The following is a 19,540-nucleotide window of genomic DNA, read 5'->3' as shown; positions in this document are numbered from 1 at the left end:
TGATCGGTGAGGTAGGTAGGATAAAAATGCGCTTCGGGAGGAAGCGCATTAAATCATTAAACAAGTTACTCGGCTTTTACTAAGCTGATGCCTTGGTTTCGTCAGTGTCTGTATTGGTAGGTTTGCTGAATTTTTCAGCTTCAGCACCGTTAGCTGCTGGTTGCTCACTCAATACTTCTACAACACTTTCACGAGAAAGCTGGCCTTGAAGTTCACCGTCTTGATCCAGCACAGGAAGCGGTAATTCATGCTCAATGGTGTCAGGGATTACGTGCTCAATGAGTGCGTCGGATTGAATGCCTGGCAAATCCTCTAAGACTTTGTCATCAATGGCGTCGTCATGACGAGATGTATCGACAGATTCTAGTTTGTCGATGCACAATGCCCCTTGATAACCATCGTCGTTGACATAGTAGCCGTGCTCGACCTTGGCACTGCGCATTTGAGCGAGAGCTTCACCAATGGTGTCGGCACTAATGCGAAGGCTTTGGGGTTGCATAACGGTATCAACAGTCAGCGCTCGCGCGCGGTTGACATCTTTAACGAATGCTTCGACGTAGTCATCAGCAGGGTCGAGTAGGATATCCACCGGACGGCCTTGTTGGACAAGCTTGCCGTCTCGCAGAATCGCGATTCGATCGCCGAGGCGAAGGGCTTCATCGAGATCATGCGTAATGAAGATGATCGTCTTTTGAAGCTTTTCTTGAAGTTCAATCAGCTGATCTTGCATTTCGCTTCGGATCAGTGGGTCGAGCGCCGAAAACGCTTCATCCATGAGAAGGATTTCAGCGTCCGTGCACAAGGCGCGAGCAAGGCCAACACGTTGCTGCTGACCACCCGATAACTGGGAAGGGTATTGTTGCTCGTAACCCGCAAGTCCAACCGTCTCCAACCACTCAGTGGCTTTTTTGTCGCGATCTTCTTTGCTGATACCTTGAACCTGTAAGCCATAGGCGACGTTTTGCAAAACGGTGCGATGCGGCATGAGACCAAAGCGTTGGAAAACCATAGACATTTTGTGACGACGAAAATGCTGAAGACCTTTGTCATCCAGCTTCATGACGTCTTCACCTTCAACAATGATTTGTCCTTCAGTCGGATCAATGAGGCGGTTGAAGTGACGAATCAGCGTCGACTTACCTGAACCTGAGAGACCCATGATCACGAAGATTTCGCCACGCTCAATATCAAGGTCAATTTGTTGAAGACCAACGGTGTGTCCAGTAGCAGCAAGAATATCGTCTTTCGATTTTCCTGCTTTCACATCAGGGAGGACTTTCTCTGGTGTTTTACCAAAGATTTTGTACAGACCTTTAATCTGAATCAGTGGTGTTTTGTTGGGCTTATTCATGGTGACCTCCACTCAAATGCTGCTGAGTGCGTTTTGCATAGCTCTGAGAAACCCTATCAAAAATGATAGCAAGGGCAACGATAGCAAGGCCGTTGATCAAGCCGAGGGTAAAATATTGGTTTGTGATGGATTTAAGGACAGGTTGCCCCAACCCTTTCACACCGATCATTGAAGCGATAACTACCATGGCTAGTGCCATCATAATTGTCTGGTTAATACCCGCCATGATTGTGGGCATTGCTAGCGGTAGCTGAACACCAAACAAACGTTGTGTCGGGCTCGCACCATAAGCCGTTGCTGCCTCAAGTACTTCTTTGTCGACGAGACGAATACCTAGGTTGGTTAAGCGAATGACGGGCGGGATAGCGTAAATAACGACCGCAATAACGCCAGGGATTTTACCAATGCCTAAAAGCATGACGACCGGAATAAGGTAGACGAATGCGGGCATGGTTTGCATGACGTCCAATAGGGGCGTCACGGCAGATTGAACGCGGTTCGAGCGCGCCATCGCGATGCCGATGGGTATGCCGAGGCAGATAGCCACCATGGTACACACCAATATGATGCTCATGGTGCGCATAGTGTCCTCCCACATACCGAAATAGCCAATGGCTAGGAATGAGAATATGACCGCGACGGAAAGCTTCCATGAACGGCTGGCAACGTAAGATACCCCTGCGAGAACAGCGATCATTAACCACCAAGGGGTGCCAAGAAGAAGTTTTTCAAACCAGATAAGAAATTGGAGAAGTGGGTCGAAAAAAGATTCGATAGTTTCGCCATAGCTTCGCGAAAATTCGCGGTAAGCGCCATCGAGTGTTTTACGAATTGCCAGAAGGTCGGAGCGTGACATCTCCGGAAATTCGGTCAGCCAAGAATTGTCTGCCATAACAGTACAGCGTCCTCTGCGTTTTAGAATAATGAGAAACTTTATACCCTTCAATGAAAGGTATGTGGCGACTTTCTTTGAGATTAAGAAAGATTGGTCGCAAAGTCTTGCTTAAAAAATGTTGCTTAATATGTCGCGAAAAATGGCGGACTGGAAAACCAGTCCGCCCTTGTTGCTCTGAGATTAAAGTGCTGCTTTCACTTTCTTAGCAACGTCAGCGCTAACCCAAGAACCCCAGATATCTTCGTGGTTCTCGAGGAAGTGTTGTGCTGCAATTTCGCCATCGGCTTGGTTCTCTTCCATCCACGCTAGTAGTGTGTTCAGCTCAGCATTTTTGAATGAACGATTAGATAAGTAGCTCACTGCTTGAGGAGAATTTTGAGCAAAGCTCTCGGTGATAACAGTGTCAACCGCTGACGGTGGGTACATGGTGACTTTAGGATCTAAACAGTCAGCATCAGTGGTACAGGTTTTGAAGTGTTCTTCATCAATGCCAGAGCCGAAGTCCACTTTTACCATTTCGTACTTACCCAGTACCGCTGTTGGTGCCCAGTAGTAGCCGAACCAGCCTTCACCGCGCTCGTAAGCTTTAGCGATAGAGCCTGAAAGACCAGCGCCTGAGCCTGGATCAATCAGTTCAAAACCTTTGTCTTCTAGACCCATTGCAGTGAACAGGTTGCCAGAAGAAATTTGACAGTTCCAGCCAGCAGGGCAGCCGTAAAATGCAGATTTTGTTGGGTCTTCTGGGTGCTCGAATAGCTCGCGATTTGCGATAACGCCGTCAATCGTCGCTAGGCTAGGGTTCTTGTCGACCAAAAATTTTGGCACCCAAAAACCTTCTTCACCGCCGTCTGAAAGTACTGCTCCTGCAAAGCGAAGTCGACCTTCCTCAACACCACGATCTAGCGCGGCTTTCAGGGAGTTACTCCAGAATTCAGGGGCGATATCCGGTTCACCTTTCTCAATCATTGACGTTCCGGTTGGCATAGTGTCGCCAGGAACAAGCTCAGCGTCGCAGTCGTAGCCTTCTGCGAGAATGAAGCGGTCAATATTTGCGATGAGGGTTGCGGAGTTCCAGTTCATGTCTGCGATAGTCACTTTGCCGCACTCTGCTGCAATGCTTGTCATTGGCAATGCCGAAAGCAGCAGACATGAAGTGGTTAGAAGTTTTTTCATGGAAGTTCCCTCTCATTTAAATAATCACGATAAATGCATATGGCTCTAAGCATTTATCTCGCGAATATTGCACTTTGTAATCAATCCATTTGCAGTTTAAATAACTGAAAAATATGCGCGCAATGACGTTAATCATAACAAGTTTGCAGCAAAATTTCTTTAGTGTAGTTACTTAATAAGCCGCAATTGCTTCGCGTGCTAATCAATTTTGCGGGAGAGGGCTAGAGATGTGATTTCAATAACTTAATGATTTGAAAAGCGAAACTGTCAGATGCCTGATGCTGAATGTATGAAATGTAAGATAGTGTAATCAGAACAAAGATTCGTGCTGGAATTTGTCAAAAATATCTGTTTTTGTGAAATATAAGGGCTCTTCTGCAGTTCTTTGGTAGGGATATTTGCAGATGAATGGGAGCTTTCTATGCAACAGTCTGTTTTAGTTTTAGAAGATGACGCAGATATTTCGGGTTTGATTGCTTTGCATCTTAAGGTGATGGGCTTTGAAGTGACTAGAGGCACATCATTGGTAGCAGGGTATCAAGCGCTGGTAGAAAACAATATTGTTGCCGTCGTTTTAGATCGTGGGTTGGACGATGGTGATGGTAAAACCTTCTGTGAGTATCTGCGCCAAAAGCAAAATGGCATCCCTGTTTTGATGTTGACTGCACTGGATTCTGAATCTGACATGGTAGAAGGGTTTGAATCTGGCGCGGATGATTACTTGGCTAAGCCATTCAGTGTGGTTGAGTTCCAAGCGAGAGTTCGCGCTTTGATGAGACGCGCCGCAGTACATAATCACTGGCAAAACAGTTCGGAAGCAGTCATAGAGCCCTCAAGTGAGGATGAGAATGAAGCCTCCTTGATGTTTGATCACTTGGAAATTTCAACCGAGACTCACAGTGTCACCTTGGGCGGTAAGACCATCAATTTAACGCCCACAGAGTTCTCTCTATTGTGTTGCTTGGCGAAAAGGCCAGAACGTGTATTCAGTAAAGATGAGCTATTGAGCCGTGTGTGGAATACAGATTATGACGGCTATCGACACACCGTTTGCTGCGCGATTAACCGTCTCAGAAGCAAACTTGAAAGTGATCCTGATATGCCGAAGTACATTCATACTGTGTGGGGGGTAGGCTATAAGTTTAGAGAGGCAAACGCATTACAACGACTTTAACGATGACGTTTTAGCGCTATTGTTTAGTGAACAAGCCGCGAGTGCAGGACAGAGCAGTTGGATTGATGTTTAGGTGGGTTTTGGAGTGAGATATTGACGTTTAAACACCGATTAATGCTATTCACTTTGGTGTGGTTTTTTATCAGTGCGACGATACTGACGTTTGTGAGTGTGACTTTGTGGCAGGGTAATGAACTGAGGTCACAACAAGAACTTCATAGAGATCTCGCGTTGCATATGCGAGATGACAACCCCCTGATGGTAGGGGATGACTACAGCACGGAAGCTCTCTCTTCCATATTCCACACTCTCATGCTGCTTGGTCCCGATTTTGAAATCTATTTTCTCGACCCTAAAGGTAATATCACGACGTCAGGGCCACCTGTTGATCAGGTATTGCGTAGACAAATTGACATTACACCGATCCAACAATTTTTAAACGACCAACCATTTCCGATTTTAGGTGATGACCCTTTATCTCAATACGGGAAGAAGGTGTTTTCCGCAGCGCAGATTGATGCAAATGGCAGCGTGGCGGGCTACCTGTATGTGTTGATAGGCAGCTCCCAACGCAGCCTTCCATTAGATCCAGACACCTTGGTGCTGTATATCCCTGTCGTTATCGCGGCGCTGGTGGCGATATTGTTGTTTGCATTTGGTGTCTATCGCATGGTCATTCGACATATTATTACGCCTGGCAGGCTGATGGTGAATCAGATTGAACAAGCCGCCACCTCCGAATTTCGCGTTACGCCACCTCTTCAATTTTCTGCTGCTGAACTCCAAGACATGGCTATCCAATATCGGCGTATGATGGCGGTTATTCAACAGCAGTTTATTCAACTTCGGATTCAAGAAGCTCAACGACGAGAGCATTTGATACAACTCAGCCATGATTTAAAAACGCCGTTGGCAAATGTACTTGGTTATTTGGAGACATGGCGTATTCAGCACAAAGAAGGTCGAAGTATGATTGATACGGCGTATCACAATGCTCAACGACTTCAGCGTCATTTAAAGGATCAGTTGGAAGCTGCGCGATCGCCTACAGCAAAAGTTGTTTTGTCTTACCAAGAGATCGATGTTGACACCTTACTTCAAGAAATCAAAGAGCGCTTTGTCTTGTCGGCGCAACAAAAAGACATCCAGGTTTCGGTTAACGTGAGTACGCCTTGCTCCATTCTTGCTGATGAACAGCTGATTAATCGAGTCTTCGACAACTTGCTTGAAAACGCAGTGCGCCATAGCCCAAAGCATTCGACGATAGTGTTGGAGACAGTATTCATTGCGGCACGTCGTGTGGGTTTTCGCGTTTCAAATGCGGTCGATGAAAATGCAGTGCTCGGTTCGCTTGGCATGGGAACAAAAATTGTCGAAGCTATATTGAGCCTTCATCAAAGCCAACTTGAACATCTTGATGTGGAAGAGGGAAAAAAGTGGGGGCATGGTTTTTGCGTTTATTTTGAGTTGTCTTCTATCACAAGCTCATCCTCACGTGAGGTGCGCGCGGTTCCCGATTCAGTGGTCTCTGCGCTGGATGAAGACGATGAACCCAAACTCAACTCATCATTGCCCTCTGTCGAGGTATCAAACATCGAAAACGAACAAGAAGATCACGTTTCTACCCCAGCTATGGTTGCTAAGGAGGACGTCGATATGAATACGCCTTTGCCATCCTTTGCTGCATCAGCGAACCACGCCGACGAAAGCAATACAGTGTCAGGAGGTCAGGGAGAAGACAGCCAATTCAAGGAAAAATAATGGCTGATTACTGGCATTGTTCGATATGTAAATGAACATGCCGTCAAACATAGCTAAGATAGCTCCATACCCATGTCCAAAAATCCAATAACGCCTCACCAAACTCAGACTGTCTCGGGTAGAAACTTACTGTTGCCAGCCCGCCATACCTGAGCGTAACGTCCTCAGGTAAGTCAAAAAATCGCACATTGACTGGGAAACGTTGAGGGTATTGGATATCTGCTGGCGATTCAAATAAGCCATTGATGCTGTCTATTTTCAGGCTACCATTTCCACTGCTTCCCCAACCAATAGAGGTGACTTCTCCGTGGTATACCTGGCCGGGATACGCCTCGAATATTATTTTGACCAGCGTGCCCTTGTCGACATAGCCAAGAGAGATTTCTTTTACCATCGCAGTCAGCCACAAATGGTCAGTGTTTAGGTAAGTCAACAGAGGATGACCCGTGGTCGCGTAGTCTCCCGCTGCCACACGGATATTTGTCACTGCGCCCGAAGCGGGTGCCTTAATATCGGTATAAGACAGATTGAGCAGCGCTTTGTCGAGTTCATTGAGTGCGCTTTTTACGGCGAGACTATTGACCGCTTTGTGACCAAGTGCTTCATACGCTTTCATTAGTGAAGCAGTGGATTCGGACAGCGCATTTTGGGCAGCATTCAATGCTAATTGACTGCGATTAAGGAGGGCTTGGTCGATAACACCTCGGCGAGCGAGTAAGGTATTTCGTTCAGTGTATTGTTTTGCCTTGGCCAATCTGACGCGAGCGGCCACTTCATTGGTTTTCGCCGTGCTAATCGCTTCTGAATTTACTTTGAACGCCTTCACCACTTTTGCTAGCGATAATCGAGCAGATTCCGCGGCTAACTCAAACGATCGCCTCTCAATACTCAGTAGTGCTTGCCCTCGCCGAACTTCGGCATTGTTGACGACAGAAATGCTGGATATTGGTCCTGATACCTGCGGGCTAATGCGAATAAGCTGTCCGTTGATTCTTCCGTGTTGAGTCATGGGCGTGAAGCGTTCTGCCCACTGTACATAAATCCATGTCACTAGAGCGAATACGAGCAAAAAACAAGTAAAACGGCGAGCCTTATTCAACGCTTAAATCCTTATCGCGAAACCCTTAACGAAAGGGCAATGTGGGAGAGGGGAAACTCAAGGATTGTAAGTCTATTAAGGGAAGACAGAAGAAGTTGTCTAAGTTAAGAAACTTTTCTGCAAACTATGTTGTGCAATGCTAACTGCCGGAGAGCGACAAACGAGAAAACAGAAGGTGGATAGGGGAGACCCTCGGATTCAATCCAAAGGAATCCGTGAAGTATGTAGAAATACACCGCTCTGTCTTGCTTTCCCATTCGTAGATCAACTGCCTTTAGTGATACGCTTTTTAAAACAAAACGTTATGTGCGATCGACCCACTGTCAAAAGGAAAGGATGTAAATGAAGGTTGTATTGGTCACAGATATCTTTGGGCTATGTGAATCAATTGATTGCTTAAGCAATCATCTAACTCATCTTGACGTTGATCTAGAGGTTATTGACCCCTATGAGGGGATGCGTCATAGCTTCATAAATGAGCAAGATGCCTATGATGCGTTCGTTAAACAGTGCGGACATGACAAATACTTATCTTTAGTATCAGAATCTATCTCAGTAGTGAAACCGGAACTGATTATAGGTTTCAGTGCAGGCGCGAGTGCGGTGTGGCGAGTTTCTAGTTTGGATAGTGGAGATTGCCGTCAGGCGATTTGTTTTTATCCGACGCAAATAAGAAATCATCTTGATATTAAGCCCCAGATCCCAACAAAGGTCGTTTTTCCTTGTACAGAAAGAGCATTTAATGTGGAAAATGTTAGTAAACACATTTCAACTTATGAGCTTGTGAATACTGAAATCACCTCTTTCCAGCATGGCTTTATGAATAAGTGCTCTGCGGCATACGACTTAGCCGGAGAAGCATATGGTTTAAAGCTAATCGAAGTACACATCACATCCTAATGTGTAGGATGGACTCGCATACAATATACGCATTAAACATGTTCCCCTTTGCGGGTTGGACCCGCAAAAAACACATGCCGTCTATGGGGGGCACTACTTCTAATTTGCAATATCCAAGGATTTTCGATGAGTAACATTGATGTAGTAAGGGAACTTTGGGCGAAATTTAGCCGTGGCGAATACGTTCAGGCAAAGGCGTTATTGCATGAGAATTTACGAGTTGTGTGGCCTACAAGTCGCGAATATTACGAGACACGTGACGAATATATAGCGGTAAATGAAGTGTTTGGTGCTGATTGGAAATTTGAAGTGTTAAGCCTTGAAGAAACAACCACAAATAAAGTCATAAGTGTGACATACGTATCCAGCCCACATTGTGATGATAGTTTCTACGCAACCAGCATCCTGAGCTTGGAGAACGGGATTATCACTAACATGGATACATATTGGGCTTTTCAAGACAAACAACCTGAGTGGCGCAAACAACTTAGTAAGGTGTATTAACTTATATATAACAATGGCTAGGGGACTAAAAGGACCCATTTTTGGTTTTTTCTAAATTTTGGCAGTTAAGTGAGTTTTCACGTGAATGTATTTTTAACCCTTAAAGCGATGTTTTATACCTAGGCAACAATCTAGAGTTCATAGTGAAAGGACGTTGTTTGCCCTTATCTGATATCAGTATCGATGCCCGCTTAGAGTTTAAATTGGTCTTGGATCTCTTTCTCTATCCACTGCTTGAATGCTTGTACTTTCTTTAAACGTAAGTGCGATTCTGGGCAAACGAAGAAATAGCTGAATGCGACGAGTTGATTGAAGTCCTCACCAAAGGGATAGACTAATTTTCCTGCGTTGATGTCCTGCGTGACTAACGCCTTGGCGGTGAGCGCAACACCTTGCCCTTCAATGGCGGCTTGCAGAGTTAAAAATTCCGACGAGAAATGGTGCCCTGCATCAGGGTCGATATCTGTGAGACCTGCCGCCCTTAACCACATTCCCCAGCAAGGTGCGCTCTGTTGACCGGTTTGCCACGCCGAACGGAGCAGCATGTGATGTCTCAGATCATCGGGTTTCTGCAAGGGTTTAGCGCTGTTTAGCAGAGCTGGGCTGCACACTGGTATCACTTCTTCGGGTATCAAGGTCTGACAGAAGAGATTGGGATACCCTCCGCCGCCATATCTTAACGCCACATCTACACCATCGGAGCGAAAATTGACCAGGCTCTCACAAGCGTCAACGCGCAGTCGATACTTCGGATAGGCTTTGTAGAAACTACCTAGCCTTGGCAAAAGCCATTTTGCCGCGAATGTGGGAGATGCGCTTACCACCAATTCGTTACTTTGCTGTCTGCGTCGTAATTGCCTGACGCCTTCCTCAAGCTTGGAAAAGCCTTCTTCCATAAACGGAAACAGTTGCTCTCCCGCTTCAGTGAGTTCAATCGATCTCACCTTTCGCTCAAGCAATTGCACGTCTAAGTAGTTCTCTAATGACTTTATCTGCTGGCTTACCGCAGCAGGTGTGACATGCAGCTCTTCAGCCGCCGCTTTGATACTGAGTAATCGGGCAACACTTTCGAAAGCCCGTAATGCGTTTAGTGGGGGTAAGTGAATTTCCATGATTTAGATTTTCTAACTCCACATAAGGAATGCTCGTTTGTAGAACATAGCAGGTTATCTCATCATCAACCAACGGATAAGAAAATCTAACGCAATCCACGCTGGAGGGTTGAAACATGAAACCACTGAATGCAAAACACACATTGCTGGTCATGCCGTTTAATCAAAGTGCGCAAACGTCCTCTTTGATTAGCCGTTTATTGCTCAACGTGTTCAATGCTGTTGAAGGAAAAATCCGGGCATATCAACTTAAGAAAGTAAAAGAAAACATCTACCGTGAAGTGGCTGACTATCCGGCATACCTTTTGGAGGACATTGGTATGCAGCAAGAGGATATTGAAGCCATTGCTGATAGAAACAAGGATTTGAACACAATGAGAATACGTGAGTCAGGCAGAAGATAGGAAGGCCGTCAGTATTGCAAAATAGTGAACGCTGGCGCCCTACGTAGTGTGCATTTCATTAGCGTCTCATAGCGCTACACAGGTCGCTGCACCAAGCGTTATACCTAGTGTTTGCTACTTATTTTGGAATGAAAGATTGCTGATACATTTCTAATAGTGAGCATTTATCTACCTTTCCTCTTGGGGTAAGTGGTAATTGATCAAGTGCGATGACACCTACAGGCACGCAATAGTAAGGCAGGTAAGTCGCGACATGTTCAGTGGCCATTTTTTGTTCAATGGTTGAAGGGGTGACAAAGGCGACAAGGTGGTCGTTGTCCAGTTTCAAGGTTACGGCTGATTGACAGCCGGGCACTGATTCCAATACGGAAGAGATAGAGTTTAGCTCAACGTGAAACCCCTTAACTTTAACTTGATCATCAGTGCGTCCATGGTGTTCAAGCTCTCCGTCATCATTCCAACGTGCAAGGTCACGGGTTCTAAACATCACATGGCCATCGCCTAAGAAGGGATCGGGGCGATAGCGAGACTGGCTGAGTTCGGCGTTAGCTAAATAGCCTTTTGTGACACAGACGCCACCTGCCCACATTTCACCGACGTCGCCAATGGGACAGGGTAGAAGTTCATCATTTAGAATATATACAGTGTTGTTTGGGGTAGGCTTGCCAATGGAGAGTGTGTCTCCAGGGCGATATAATTTAGCCGTGTTGATGATGGTGGTTTCTGTTGGGCCACTGCAGTTATAGAAATCACAGAACTCGCCCCATGTTTCAGCAAGTGGCTCTGGGCAGGGCTCGCCGGCAACCGCAACGACGGCGACATCCTGACATTTGATAGGGGCGATCTGACCAAGGATGGAAGGTGTTGCGATAATAACATCGACGTTTGATGCGGTATTTTCGATGACACTATCGCGGATCAGTAATGTGGCACCATGGCAAAGTGTGACATAGATTTCCCAAGCCGACATATCAAACGCAATATTCATTAATTGTGAGACGCGCGTACCCGGCTTTACACCGAGATTCCCTGGAGAAGTCATCACAACATTGCAGACGTTTTGGTGCGTAACCTGAACACCATTGGGTTTTCCGGTTGTTCCCGACGTAAAGAGAATAAAGCAGTTATCGTTGGGTTTAGACGCCCGCTTTTTAGTGACATTGAGTTCATTAAACGCGCGGGTTTTCATTAAGCTATCAAGGGCGATAATTTTGCTGTTCCCGAAGTCGGGTAAGTACTTTTCATGGCGATTGAGGGTCAACACTATTTTGATACGGGCAACATTGGCAATGTGTTGTAACTGTGAATTCGGTGTTATCCCTGCATGCTGAGGGACGTAGTTTGCCCCTAATTTTAAACACGCGAGCATGCCCACGAGCATTGGCAATGATCGCGTGAGAAATAAGCCAACTGAATCACCGCGTTTGACGCCTTTTTTATGAAGTAGTGTGGCCAGTTTTTCAGCATTATTATCAAGTTCTTGGTAGGAGATAGAACGATTACCGTGAATCGCCGCAATGGCGTAGGGCGTCTTGGCAGCATGATGTTCGAATGCACTGTTCAGGGTGTTAAACGCTGGCTTTTCATTGGAACCACGACCGAATTCGATAAATTTTCGGACATCGCCCGCGTTGAGACTTTCCAACGGGGAAATGTGAAAGACGGTCTCATCGTCTGAGAGTAGAGAGGGGGGCGTTGGTGGAAATGCCATCGAGTTAAGTGTCGCAGTCATTGAATTCTCCTTTACATTGCTCTCTTCAAATTGCTGGGAGCAATATGAAGAGATACAGAGAATCTAACTGACAAATCTCACAAAATTATCACAGAGGTTTCGCAATCTCCTATTAATAGATAATCCACTGATTAATATTGAAAATAATAAATAACTCGTATCGTTTTAGAGAGAGTATCAACGCATCGAGGAAGAAAACGCGGAGGGTTCTTCTTATGAATGGCTTCAATTTTCGTGGTCGTTAAGCACACCAGAAAGTGACGGTGTCACTTATTAGTGTGCTTGAATGGACTGCAATGAAGATAAAGCGGCTATTTTGAGTTTTGCGATTTCCCGATAGCATGCATCACTGCATTAACGACTTCGTCAGCATCATGGGTGATATCGATGAAAACGGCTTCATCTTGTGTAGGTTCTACGAGGGTTTCGAATTGGCTTTTCAGCATGTCTTGCCCCTTAAAATAGTGATCGGTGCGTTTTTGATGGCGTGACCAAATGGTGTCGAAATCACCACGTAGAAAAACAATGGTCATGCCTTCGTTGTTCTGGCGTAACGTATCTCGGTATTCTTTTTTCAATGCAGAACAAGCGACCACCAGTTCATCGTTTTTGATAAACAAGGTATTAAGCGTGCGAAGCCAGCCTTGACGATCAGTATCGCTCAAAGGGATTCCTTGACGCATTTTCTTCACATTCTCTTCAGGGTGATAATCATCACCGTCATAAAACGGGATATCGAGCCTTTGGGCAACGAGGCTACCAATCAGACTCTTTCCAGAGCCTGATACGCCCATCAATAGTATCTTTTTCGGTTTCATGGGAATCATAGTCCTCTTACCTTCATCCATGCCATACGGCGTAAAGATGCGAATGTATAACTGGAATGCGCTTGCATTACTTCCACCACATAGCGAGCTGAGGGAAGGCAATGGTGAGGCTTAGCACGCAGATTTGGAGCGCGATGAATGGCAACAAAGAACTGAAGATTTCACCCAGACTAATATCTTTGGGTGCAACGGATTTGAGGTAAAACGCCGCAGGGCCAAATGGTGGTGACAAGAAAGACACTTGCATATTGAGGCAGAACACCACGCCAAACCAAATAGGGTCGTAACCGAGCTCAGTGATCATTGGAACGAAAATAGGCATGGTGAGCAAGGCGACACCGACCCAATCGAGAAACATACCAAGCACCAGTAATATAAGCATCATGATCAGCAAGGTTGATAATGCCCCGCCGCCACTGAGCGAGAAGATAACGTCGCCTACAAAATCAATCCCGCCCATCAAGTTGTAGATGCCGACTAAGGCGCTTGCCCCTATGCCAATCCAAATGATCATGCCGCACGTGCGCATGGTAGCGATGGCGCTGTCTCTCATCATGCTGAAATTCAATTCACCACGAATCCATGCACTCGCCATGATGCCAATAACACCCAGCGCTGAGGCTTCGGTGACAGATGCAATGCCGGAATAGATACTGCCGAGCACCACTGCGACAGAAAGCAGCGGGAAAAACAGTGCCTTCATATAACTGATCTCTTTCTCCTCTTCTGCATCAGAGGGAACGGAGTCAGGTGCGAGAGAGGGGTCTAGATAACAGCGGATCAACACATAGGCGACATAGAAGCTAGCTAAAAGTAGGGCGGGCACAAATGAAGCTTTGAATAAATCACCAATGGAAACACTCGCGGTCATGCCATAGATAATCAATACGATACTTGGGGGTAGCATGGTGCCTAATGCACCACCGGCACAGGTTGTGCCGATCGCGAGTTTCCGGTTGTACCCTAAACGTAGCATTTGCGGCAAAGCGAGAATGCCGAGCAGCACGGTTTCACCGCCAATCACGCCGCTCATAGACGCCAATATAACGGCAACCATCAGAGTTTGTACGGCGACACCACCACGTACTCGGCGGCCTACCACTCGCATGGCATTAAACAGATCTTTGGCAATCCCTGAACGATCAAGGATGGACGCCATGAGCACGAACATGGGAACAGCAAGAAACACATAGCCGGAGACAAAACTGTAGGTACGGCTGGCAATCAAAGGCAGTGCATCCGGTCCAAACCAACCCAAAGTGAAAAATAGTGCGACGAAGCCAGTTACGAATGCCAGTTGCATGCCTGTGAGCAATAGCGCGACCATCATTGCGAGCATGAGAATACTGCCCCAACCAAGGCCGATTGAAGACAATTCAAACATCTTTCGATTTCCTAATACTGCTGATTTCTTGAAGTAGGTGTAACGTAAATTGAATCACCAACACGCATAACACGGCGAACAGTAGCCCTTTAAGCAAGGCGGGGTATGGCGCATTAAGTACAGAGCCAGACGTTTCGAGGCGAAGATCGCCCCAAGGTGCGAACCAAGATTCTTCAGCGGTGAAGTAGGCGGAATAAGCCAGCATGCCAGCAAACACAAGACCGACAATATGATGGAAAATATTGAGGTAGCGGCGTTTTTTGGCAGACACTGCATCATAAATCAGCACGACGCGAACATGCTTGTTGGTAGCAAAAGCATAGATGCCGCCAAAAATGAAAAGTGCACCACCAATGAAGGAAGCGGTCTCATGTACCCAAGTTGTTGGCGCATTGAAGGCATAACGCATGACGACTTCATAGAAAGAAATCAATGCAGTGACAATAAAGAGAAGACTAAGCAGGTCGCCGATGCGAACGATAGCCCGATCCAGCGGGTTGCGCGGCGTATTCTCATCCGCTTGAACTGACGCGGGCGGTTTATTATCCATAACAATTCATCCCAAAAATGAAGAGGGCAAATGCCCTCCTCGGGTCAAACACCCTCACTAGGGCAAACAACGTACGATTACAACAAACCGTTTGAGGTCAGGAACGTGGTGACAGAGTCATAGACCTTTTGTGCATTTGGCGAACGTTCGGCAAACACCTTCCATTGGGTCTTCGCGATTTCACGGAATTTCTTACGTTCGTCGTCAGACCAATTGTGGATGGTGATGTTTGGGTTGTTCTGTGCTTCTGTGAGTGCTGCTTGGTCTGCAATTTTTAGTTGGGTGGTGATGTCGTATGAGAAATCCCTCACCGAGGTTTGCAATATTTGTTGTAGATCCGCAGGCATGGCGTCCCATTTCTTTTGCGAAATTGACACATCGATGAGTGGGAGAGAGTGGAAGCCCGGCTGGACAGGGTGCGTGGCAATGTCGTTCATGCCCGCTTTTTGGTTGGTTGAAAACACGGTGTAATCCGCCGCGTCGATCACGCCTTTGCTCAAGCCAGTAAATACTTCGGAACCAGGCAGGTTAACAGGGGTTGCGCCTGCGGCGGCAAATACTTGCTGCACCAAGCCTTCAGGTGCTCTGAGTTTCAACCCTTTAAGATCATCAACGCCATCTAATGGCTTTTTCGAAATGAAAGACTCGACACCCGTGGTCGATGCGCCAATGAACTTCACACCGTACGGCGCGTACAGTTCGGTCATTAATTCGTTGCCGCCACCGTAGTTCATGTATTGCAGCAATTGTGTGGTGTCTGACCATGCGCCAACCATGTTGCCAATCAAACCAAATGCGGGGTCTTTGCCTGAGAAGTAACCTGTCGCCGTGATATGGCCATCAATAATGCCCAATTTGATCGAGCCTAATGTTTCAGTATGTTTAACAATAGAGCCAACAGGCAGTAAGTCGATATCGATTCTGCCATTCGACATTTGTTCAACACGCTCTGCCCAATCTTGCTGGATTTTGAAGTTAAGGTCGCCTGATGGATCAGATGACTGAATTTTTAGTTTAAAATCAGCGGCTAAGGTTGATGCAGAAAAGAGGCCAGTGACGGTAGCAGCTAACAAAGCTTTAGATAGCATGTTCATTTCAGAGGTATCCTTATGGGTTCCACGTTGGAAAATAACAGCGTTTCCACTGAAGGTTTCTTGTTCTGATTGTTACGAATGTTACCGGTAACGTTGCAATAGTGTTACCGGTAACTTAATTATCTTCCGAGACCTAGATCTCAAAATCAGCCTTTGGTTAATTTATTGTTAATAAAGATTGGGCGTGATACGCGGTAGAACAGTCGATATTTTATTGTTATTGCATTGAAAAATAAGGCTTTACTGTTTCTAGTGTGAAAGCGAGGTAGGATAAGGAAAATGTATAACAAGCAGAATGAACGCAACATCGTACGTTATGAAAGAGCGCCACCTATCGATTTGTGGCTCAATATCAATGCTATGAATAAAACAAACGCCCAAAACCAATGATACGGTTTGGGCGTTATTCAATTCTGTATATGTATTAAACAGCAAGCGTGGCTAGAGTGTAGGCATCGAGAATACCGCACCTTCGCGAACATTCGCGGATGGCCAGCGTTGAGTGATGGTTTTTCGGCGTGTGTAGAACTTCACCGAGTCTGGACCATAGGCATGCAAATCACCGAACAGAGATTGCTTCCAACCCCCAAAGCTGTGGTAAGCAACCGGCACAGGTAGTGGCACATTGATCCCGACCATGCCTACCTTGATGTTGTCTGAGAAATATCTCGCCGCTTCCCCGTCACGGGTGAAGATGCAAGTGCCGTTGCCGTACTCATGGTTGTCGATGAGCGTCATGGCTTCTTGCATTGAATCGACGCGAACAATTTGCATGACAGGACCAAAGATTTCTTCTTGGTAACTCGTCATGTTCGGCAGCACATTGTCGATCAACGTCGGGCCAACAAAGTACCCGCTTTCATAGCCTTCTACTTCTGGGTTTCTACCATCAACCACAAGGATCGCACCGTCACTTTCAGCAGAGGAAATATAGCCATTCACTTTCTCTTTATGCTCGCGACTGATAACAGGACCGAAGTCATTGTCGTTATCATAAAAAGCGCCCACGCGGAGTTCGTCAAGCTTTGGTTTAAGCATCGCAGCTAAGCTATCTGCCGTTTCTTGGCCTACGACAACGGCGACGGATAGCGCCATGCAACGCTCGCCACTAGAGCCATATGCGGCTCCAACCAATTGATTCGCCGCATTTTCAAGATCGCAATCTGGCATAACTATCGCGTGGTTTTTCGCTCCGCCCAACGCCTGGCAGCGCTTGCCGTTTTGCGTGGCTTGCTCATAGATATATTTGGCAATCGGTGTACTGCCAACAAAACTAACCGCCTCAATGCCTTTGTGCGTTAGCAGACCATCTACCACAGATTTACCACCTTGAAGAACCTGCATTACACCGTCAGGAAGGCCAGCTTCTTTGAGCAACATCGCGATAAATAAAGAAGTGCTTGGATCTTTTTCTGATGGCTTGAGGATAAAGCAGTTACCGCATACCAAGGCCATTGGGAACATCCACAGTGGTACCATCGCTGGGAAGTTAAATGGTGTGATGCCCGCGACGACACCCAGAGGTTGATGCTCTGACCATGAATCAATGGAAGGACCGACATTCTTGCTGTATTCACCTTTGAGCAACTCTGCTGCTGCACAGGCATATTCGACGTTTTCGATGCCGCGTTGCAGTTCGCCCGCTGCGTCGTGTGCAATCTTTCCGTGCTCTTCGCCAATGAGACGGCATATTTCATCTTTGTTTTCTTCAAGCAACTGCTTGTATTTAAACATGATGCGCGCACGTTTAATGGCAGGTTGATCGCGCCATGATTGAAACGCGGCGTTGGCAATATCAACGGCTTCGTTAACCAGATCGTCAGGAGCGAGCATTAACTCACGGATCGCTTCCCCAGTAGCTGGGTTATAAACAGGTTGCGTGCCGGCATTGTCTTCGCGCAACTTGCCGTTGATGAGGTGTCCAATATTTTCCATGGATGGCTTCCTTTTCTTAAGACCAAAGGCCTCGATACAATGATTTCATTTCTTCTGGGTTGGGAACTCTTGGGTTGTTGGCGGGCGATCCTGATGCGAGAGCTTGCTCTATCATGGTATCGACCACAGATTCAAAGTTGTCGCGTGTCACCCCAAACTCTTCCAGTGTTGGGACGTTGAGCTCTTGATTGATCGCGGCGAGTTCTTCCACTAACCGTACATTGGCAACATCAATCGAATCTGTTTCACGGGCCAGCCCCATTGCAACGGCACACTGTGCGTATCGCACAGGTGCTTCTTGAATAGAGAAAGCGGTAATACTTGGTAAAAGCATGGCGTTGGATAGGCCATGAGGAACGTGGAAAAACGCCCCAATCGGGCGGCTCATTCCATGGACTAGCGCAACAGAGGCATTGGAAAAGGCAATCCCTGCTAATGTTGCGCCTCGCATCATGGCTTCGCGAGCGTTTGTATCGTTGCCATTGTGGTAAACCGTGCGAAGGTTAGGTGCAATTAATCGCATCGCTTCTAGCGCGTTGAAGTCGCTAAATGCACTGGCTTTAAGGCTGACGTAGGCTTCAATAGCATGAGTTAATGCATCGATACCCGTATCCGCGGTGATGCGCGCGGGCAATGACATCGTCAGTTCATAATCCACAATCGCTGCCGTAGGGGAGAAACCTAATCCAACACACAGCATTTTCTCGTCGGTAGCGTCATCAGTGATCACGGTAAACTTGGTCACTTCAGAGCCTGTTCCGGCCGTGGTTGGAATGGCAATGATCGGTAAGCCTTGCTCATTCACAATACGCGGGACTTTGTAGTCACGCATTTTTCCGCCGAAGTGAGCAAGAATCGCAATGGCCTTAGCACTGTCGATGGCGCTGCCGCCGCCGAGCGCAATCAAGCAATCAAACCCGCCGTCTTTAGCGATTTGTACAGCTTCATCGACTGAGCTCGCTGTCGGTTCAGGAATGGTGTCCGCATAGACACGAGATTCAATATCCGCATGGGTGAGCAATTGTTGAACCTTATCGGCATAACCAAACTGCACCATGGTTCTGTCGGTGATTAATAACACGCGTGATGCATTTAAGTTCTTCACCAAATCAGGCGTACGAGCGATTGCTCCGCCGCCAATTTCCATCATTCTTGGTAAGGTGACTGATGCGCTCATTTGGTTGCTCCTATTACGTCTGGTTTTCCTAGTTTGATGCTCCCATAGCGACTGAAAACGAGATAGATAGATATAAATAAGAAGATGCTCATCAATCCGACGTAGTACCAAGCCAAATTCGTTGCGATATAATTCTTTGATGCAGAATAAACGCCACTGGCGTGTTCTGGCGCTAACGTGGTGTAGATAACAAACAAAATAATAAGAAAGGAAGACCCAGTGGCCATTACAGGGTTTACCCCTGCAAATATTCCTTTTTTATTATTCCTACTTATCTCATTTCCCATTGCAATGCTCCTGATTGAAATCTGCCCTTGTGATTTTTAGTGACGATTGTCACCTTGTGTTGTTATTGTTTTCTTTATTTAACTTCATTAGTCTTTCTGGTTCTTCATTGTTTATATTTAGATCCAGCTAAACATCTACGTTCACGCTCATTTAGACAATCAAAAAAAATACAGCCATTGG

18 protein-coding genes are annotated in these 19,540 nt (G+C 46.5%); 5 read left to right on the top strand and 13 right to left on the bottom strand.

What is annotated here, in order from left to right:
- Nucleotides 1-79 precede the first annotated feature (79 nt).
- The 3 genes from LRP50_RS12590 to LRP50_RS12580 form a co-directional block, all read right to left on the bottom strand.
- Nucleotides 80-1,351 carry a quaternary amine ABC transporter ATP-binding protein gene (locus tag LRP50_RS12590; RefSeq protein WP_274164817.1) on the bottom strand — a complete coding sequence of 424 codons (1,272 nt, stop codon included), beginning with the start codon at nucleotides 1,349-1,351 and terminating at the stop codon, nucleotides 80-82.
- Nucleotides 1,344-2,243, bottom strand: coding sequence for an ABC transporter permease (locus tag LRP50_RS12585; RefSeq protein WP_274164816.1), 900 nt, complete (start codon nucleotides 2,241-2,243; stop codon nucleotides 1,344-1,346). The genes LRP50_RS12590 and LRP50_RS12585 overlap by 8 nt, the downstream gene beginning before the upstream one ends.
- 183 nt (nucleotides 2,244-2,426) lie before the next feature.
- The gene (locus LRP50_RS12580) at nucleotides 2,427-3,419 is read right to left on the bottom strand and encodes an ABC transporter substrate-binding protein (RefSeq protein ID WP_274164815.1); all 993 of its coding nucleotides are present in this window, start codon (nucleotides 3,417-3,419) and stop codon (nucleotides 2,427-2,429) included.
- Nucleotides 3,420-3,840: 421 nt separating this feature from the next.
- Between LRP50_RS12580 and LRP50_RS12575 the strand changes: the two genes are divergently transcribed.
- Both LRP50_RS12575 and LRP50_RS12570 read left to right on the top strand, forming a co-directional pair.
- The gene (locus tag LRP50_RS12575) at nucleotides 3,841-4,593 is read left to right on the top strand and encodes a response regulator transcription factor (RefSeq protein WP_274164814.1); all 753 of its coding nucleotides are present in this window, start codon (nucleotides 3,841-3,843) and stop codon (nucleotides 4,591-4,593) included.
- Nucleotides 4,594-4,686: 93 nt separating this feature from the next.
- Nucleotides 4,687-6,354 carry a sensor histidine kinase gene (locus LRP50_RS12570; RefSeq protein WP_274164813.1) on the top strand — a complete coding sequence of 556 codons (1,668 nt, stop codon included), beginning with the start codon at nucleotides 4,687-4,689 and terminating at the stop codon, nucleotides 6,352-6,354.
- Between the two features lie 43 nt (nucleotides 6,355-6,397).
- Here the strand turns inward: LRP50_RS12570 and LRP50_RS12565 are convergent, their stop codons facing one another.
- Nucleotides 6,398-7,453, bottom strand: coding sequence for an HlyD family secretion protein (locus tag LRP50_RS12565; RefSeq protein ID WP_274164812.1), 1,056 nt, complete (start codon nucleotides 7,451-7,453; stop codon nucleotides 6,398-6,400).
- Between the two features lie 342 nt (nucleotides 7,454-7,795).
- Between LRP50_RS12565 and LRP50_RS12560 the strand changes: the two genes are divergently transcribed.
- On the top strand, nucleotides 7,796-8,353 hold the full coding sequence (locus LRP50_RS12560; RefSeq protein WP_274164811.1) for a dienelactone hydrolase family protein: 558 nt from the start codon (nucleotides 7,796-7,798) through the stop codon (nucleotides 8,351-8,353).
- Nucleotides 8,354-8,479: 126 nt separating this feature from the next.
- Nucleotides 8,480-8,857 carry a nuclear transport factor 2-like protein gene (locus LRP50_RS12555; RefSeq protein WP_274164810.1) on the top strand — a complete coding sequence of 126 codons (378 nt, stop codon included), beginning with the start codon at nucleotides 8,480-8,482 and terminating at the stop codon, nucleotides 8,855-8,857.
- A 191-nt stretch (nucleotides 8,858-9,048) separates the two neighbouring features.
- On the opposite strand, the gene gcvA is transcribed toward LRP50_RS12555, so the two are convergent.
- Entirely contained in the window at nucleotides 9,049-9,969 is a 921-nt protein-coding gene (gene gcvA, locus LRP50_RS12550; protein ID WP_274164809.1) for a transcriptional regulator GcvA, read from the bottom strand.
- A 116-nt stretch (nucleotides 9,970-10,085) separates the two neighbouring features.
- Here gcvA and LRP50_RS12545 point away from each other — a divergent pair, with 116 nt between their 5' ends.
- Nucleotides 10,086-10,373 carry a hypothetical protein gene (locus LRP50_RS12545; RefSeq protein WP_274164808.1) on the top strand — a complete coding sequence of 96 codons (288 nt, stop codon included), beginning with the start codon at nucleotides 10,086-10,088 and terminating at the stop codon, nucleotides 10,371-10,373.
- 118 nt (nucleotides 10,374-10,491) lie between these two features.
- On the opposite strand, the gene LRP50_RS12540 is transcribed toward LRP50_RS12545, so the two are convergent.
- From LRP50_RS12540 to LRP50_RS12505, 8 genes are all read right to left on the bottom strand, one after another.
- Nucleotides 10,492-12,105, bottom strand: a complete 1,614-nt coding sequence (locus tag LRP50_RS12540) for an AMP-binding protein (protein ID WP_274164807.1) — start codon at nucleotides 12,103-12,105, stop codon at nucleotides 10,492-10,494.
- A gap of 311 nt (nucleotides 12,106-12,416) precedes the next feature.
- The gene (locus LRP50_RS12535; protein WP_274164806.1) at nucleotides 12,417-12,923 is read right to left on the bottom strand and encodes a gluconokinase; all 507 of its coding nucleotides are present in this window, start codon (nucleotides 12,921-12,923) and stop codon (nucleotides 12,417-12,419) included.
- A gap of 76 nt (nucleotides 12,924-12,999) precedes the next feature.
- On the bottom strand, nucleotides 13,000-14,316 hold the full coding sequence (locus LRP50_RS12530) for a TRAP transporter large permease (protein WP_274164805.1): 1,317 nt from the start codon (nucleotides 14,314-14,316) through the stop codon (nucleotides 13,000-13,002).
- Nucleotides 14,309-14,866, bottom strand: a complete 558-nt coding sequence (locus tag LRP50_RS12525; protein ID WP_274164804.1) for a TRAP transporter small permease subunit — start codon at nucleotides 14,864-14,866, stop codon at nucleotides 14,309-14,311. The genes LRP50_RS12530 and LRP50_RS12525 overlap by 8 nt, the downstream gene beginning before the upstream one ends.
- A 77-nt stretch (nucleotides 14,867-14,943) precedes the next feature.
- Complete coding sequence (locus LRP50_RS12520; RefSeq protein ID WP_274164803.1) at nucleotides 14,944-15,960, bottom strand: TRAP transporter substrate-binding protein; 1,017 nt, start codon at nucleotides 15,958-15,960, stop codon at nucleotides 14,944-14,946.
- 441 nt (nucleotides 15,961-16,401) lie between these two features.
- On the bottom strand, nucleotides 16,402-17,895 hold the full coding sequence (locus tag LRP50_RS12515) for a CoA-acylating methylmalonate-semialdehyde dehydrogenase (RefSeq protein ID WP_274164802.1): 1,494 nt from the start codon (nucleotides 17,893-17,895) through the stop codon (nucleotides 16,402-16,404).
- Between the two features lie 16 nt (nucleotides 17,896-17,911).
- Nucleotides 17,912-19,072 (bottom strand): iron-containing alcohol dehydrogenase, encoded by a 1,161-nt coding sequence (locus LRP50_RS12510; protein ID WP_274164801.1) that lies wholly within the window; start codon nucleotides 19,070-19,072, stop codon nucleotides 17,912-17,914.
- Nucleotides 19,069-19,359, bottom strand: a complete 291-nt coding sequence (locus LRP50_RS12505) for a BCCT family transporter (protein WP_274164800.1) — start codon at nucleotides 19,357-19,359, stop codon at nucleotides 19,069-19,071. The genes LRP50_RS12510 and LRP50_RS12505 overlap by 4 nt, the downstream gene beginning before the upstream one ends.
- Nucleotides 19,360-19,540: the final 181 nt, after the last annotated feature.

The sequence above is a fragment of the Enterovibrio gelatinilyticus genome (assembly GCF_028683095.1).
Lineage (GTDB): Bacteria > Pseudomonadota > Gammaproteobacteria > Enterobacterales > Vibrionaceae > Enterovibrio > Enterovibrio gelatinilyticus.
The sequence above is the reverse complement of the archived record's forward strand: the minus strand, read 5'-3'. Positions and strand labels throughout refer to the sequence as shown.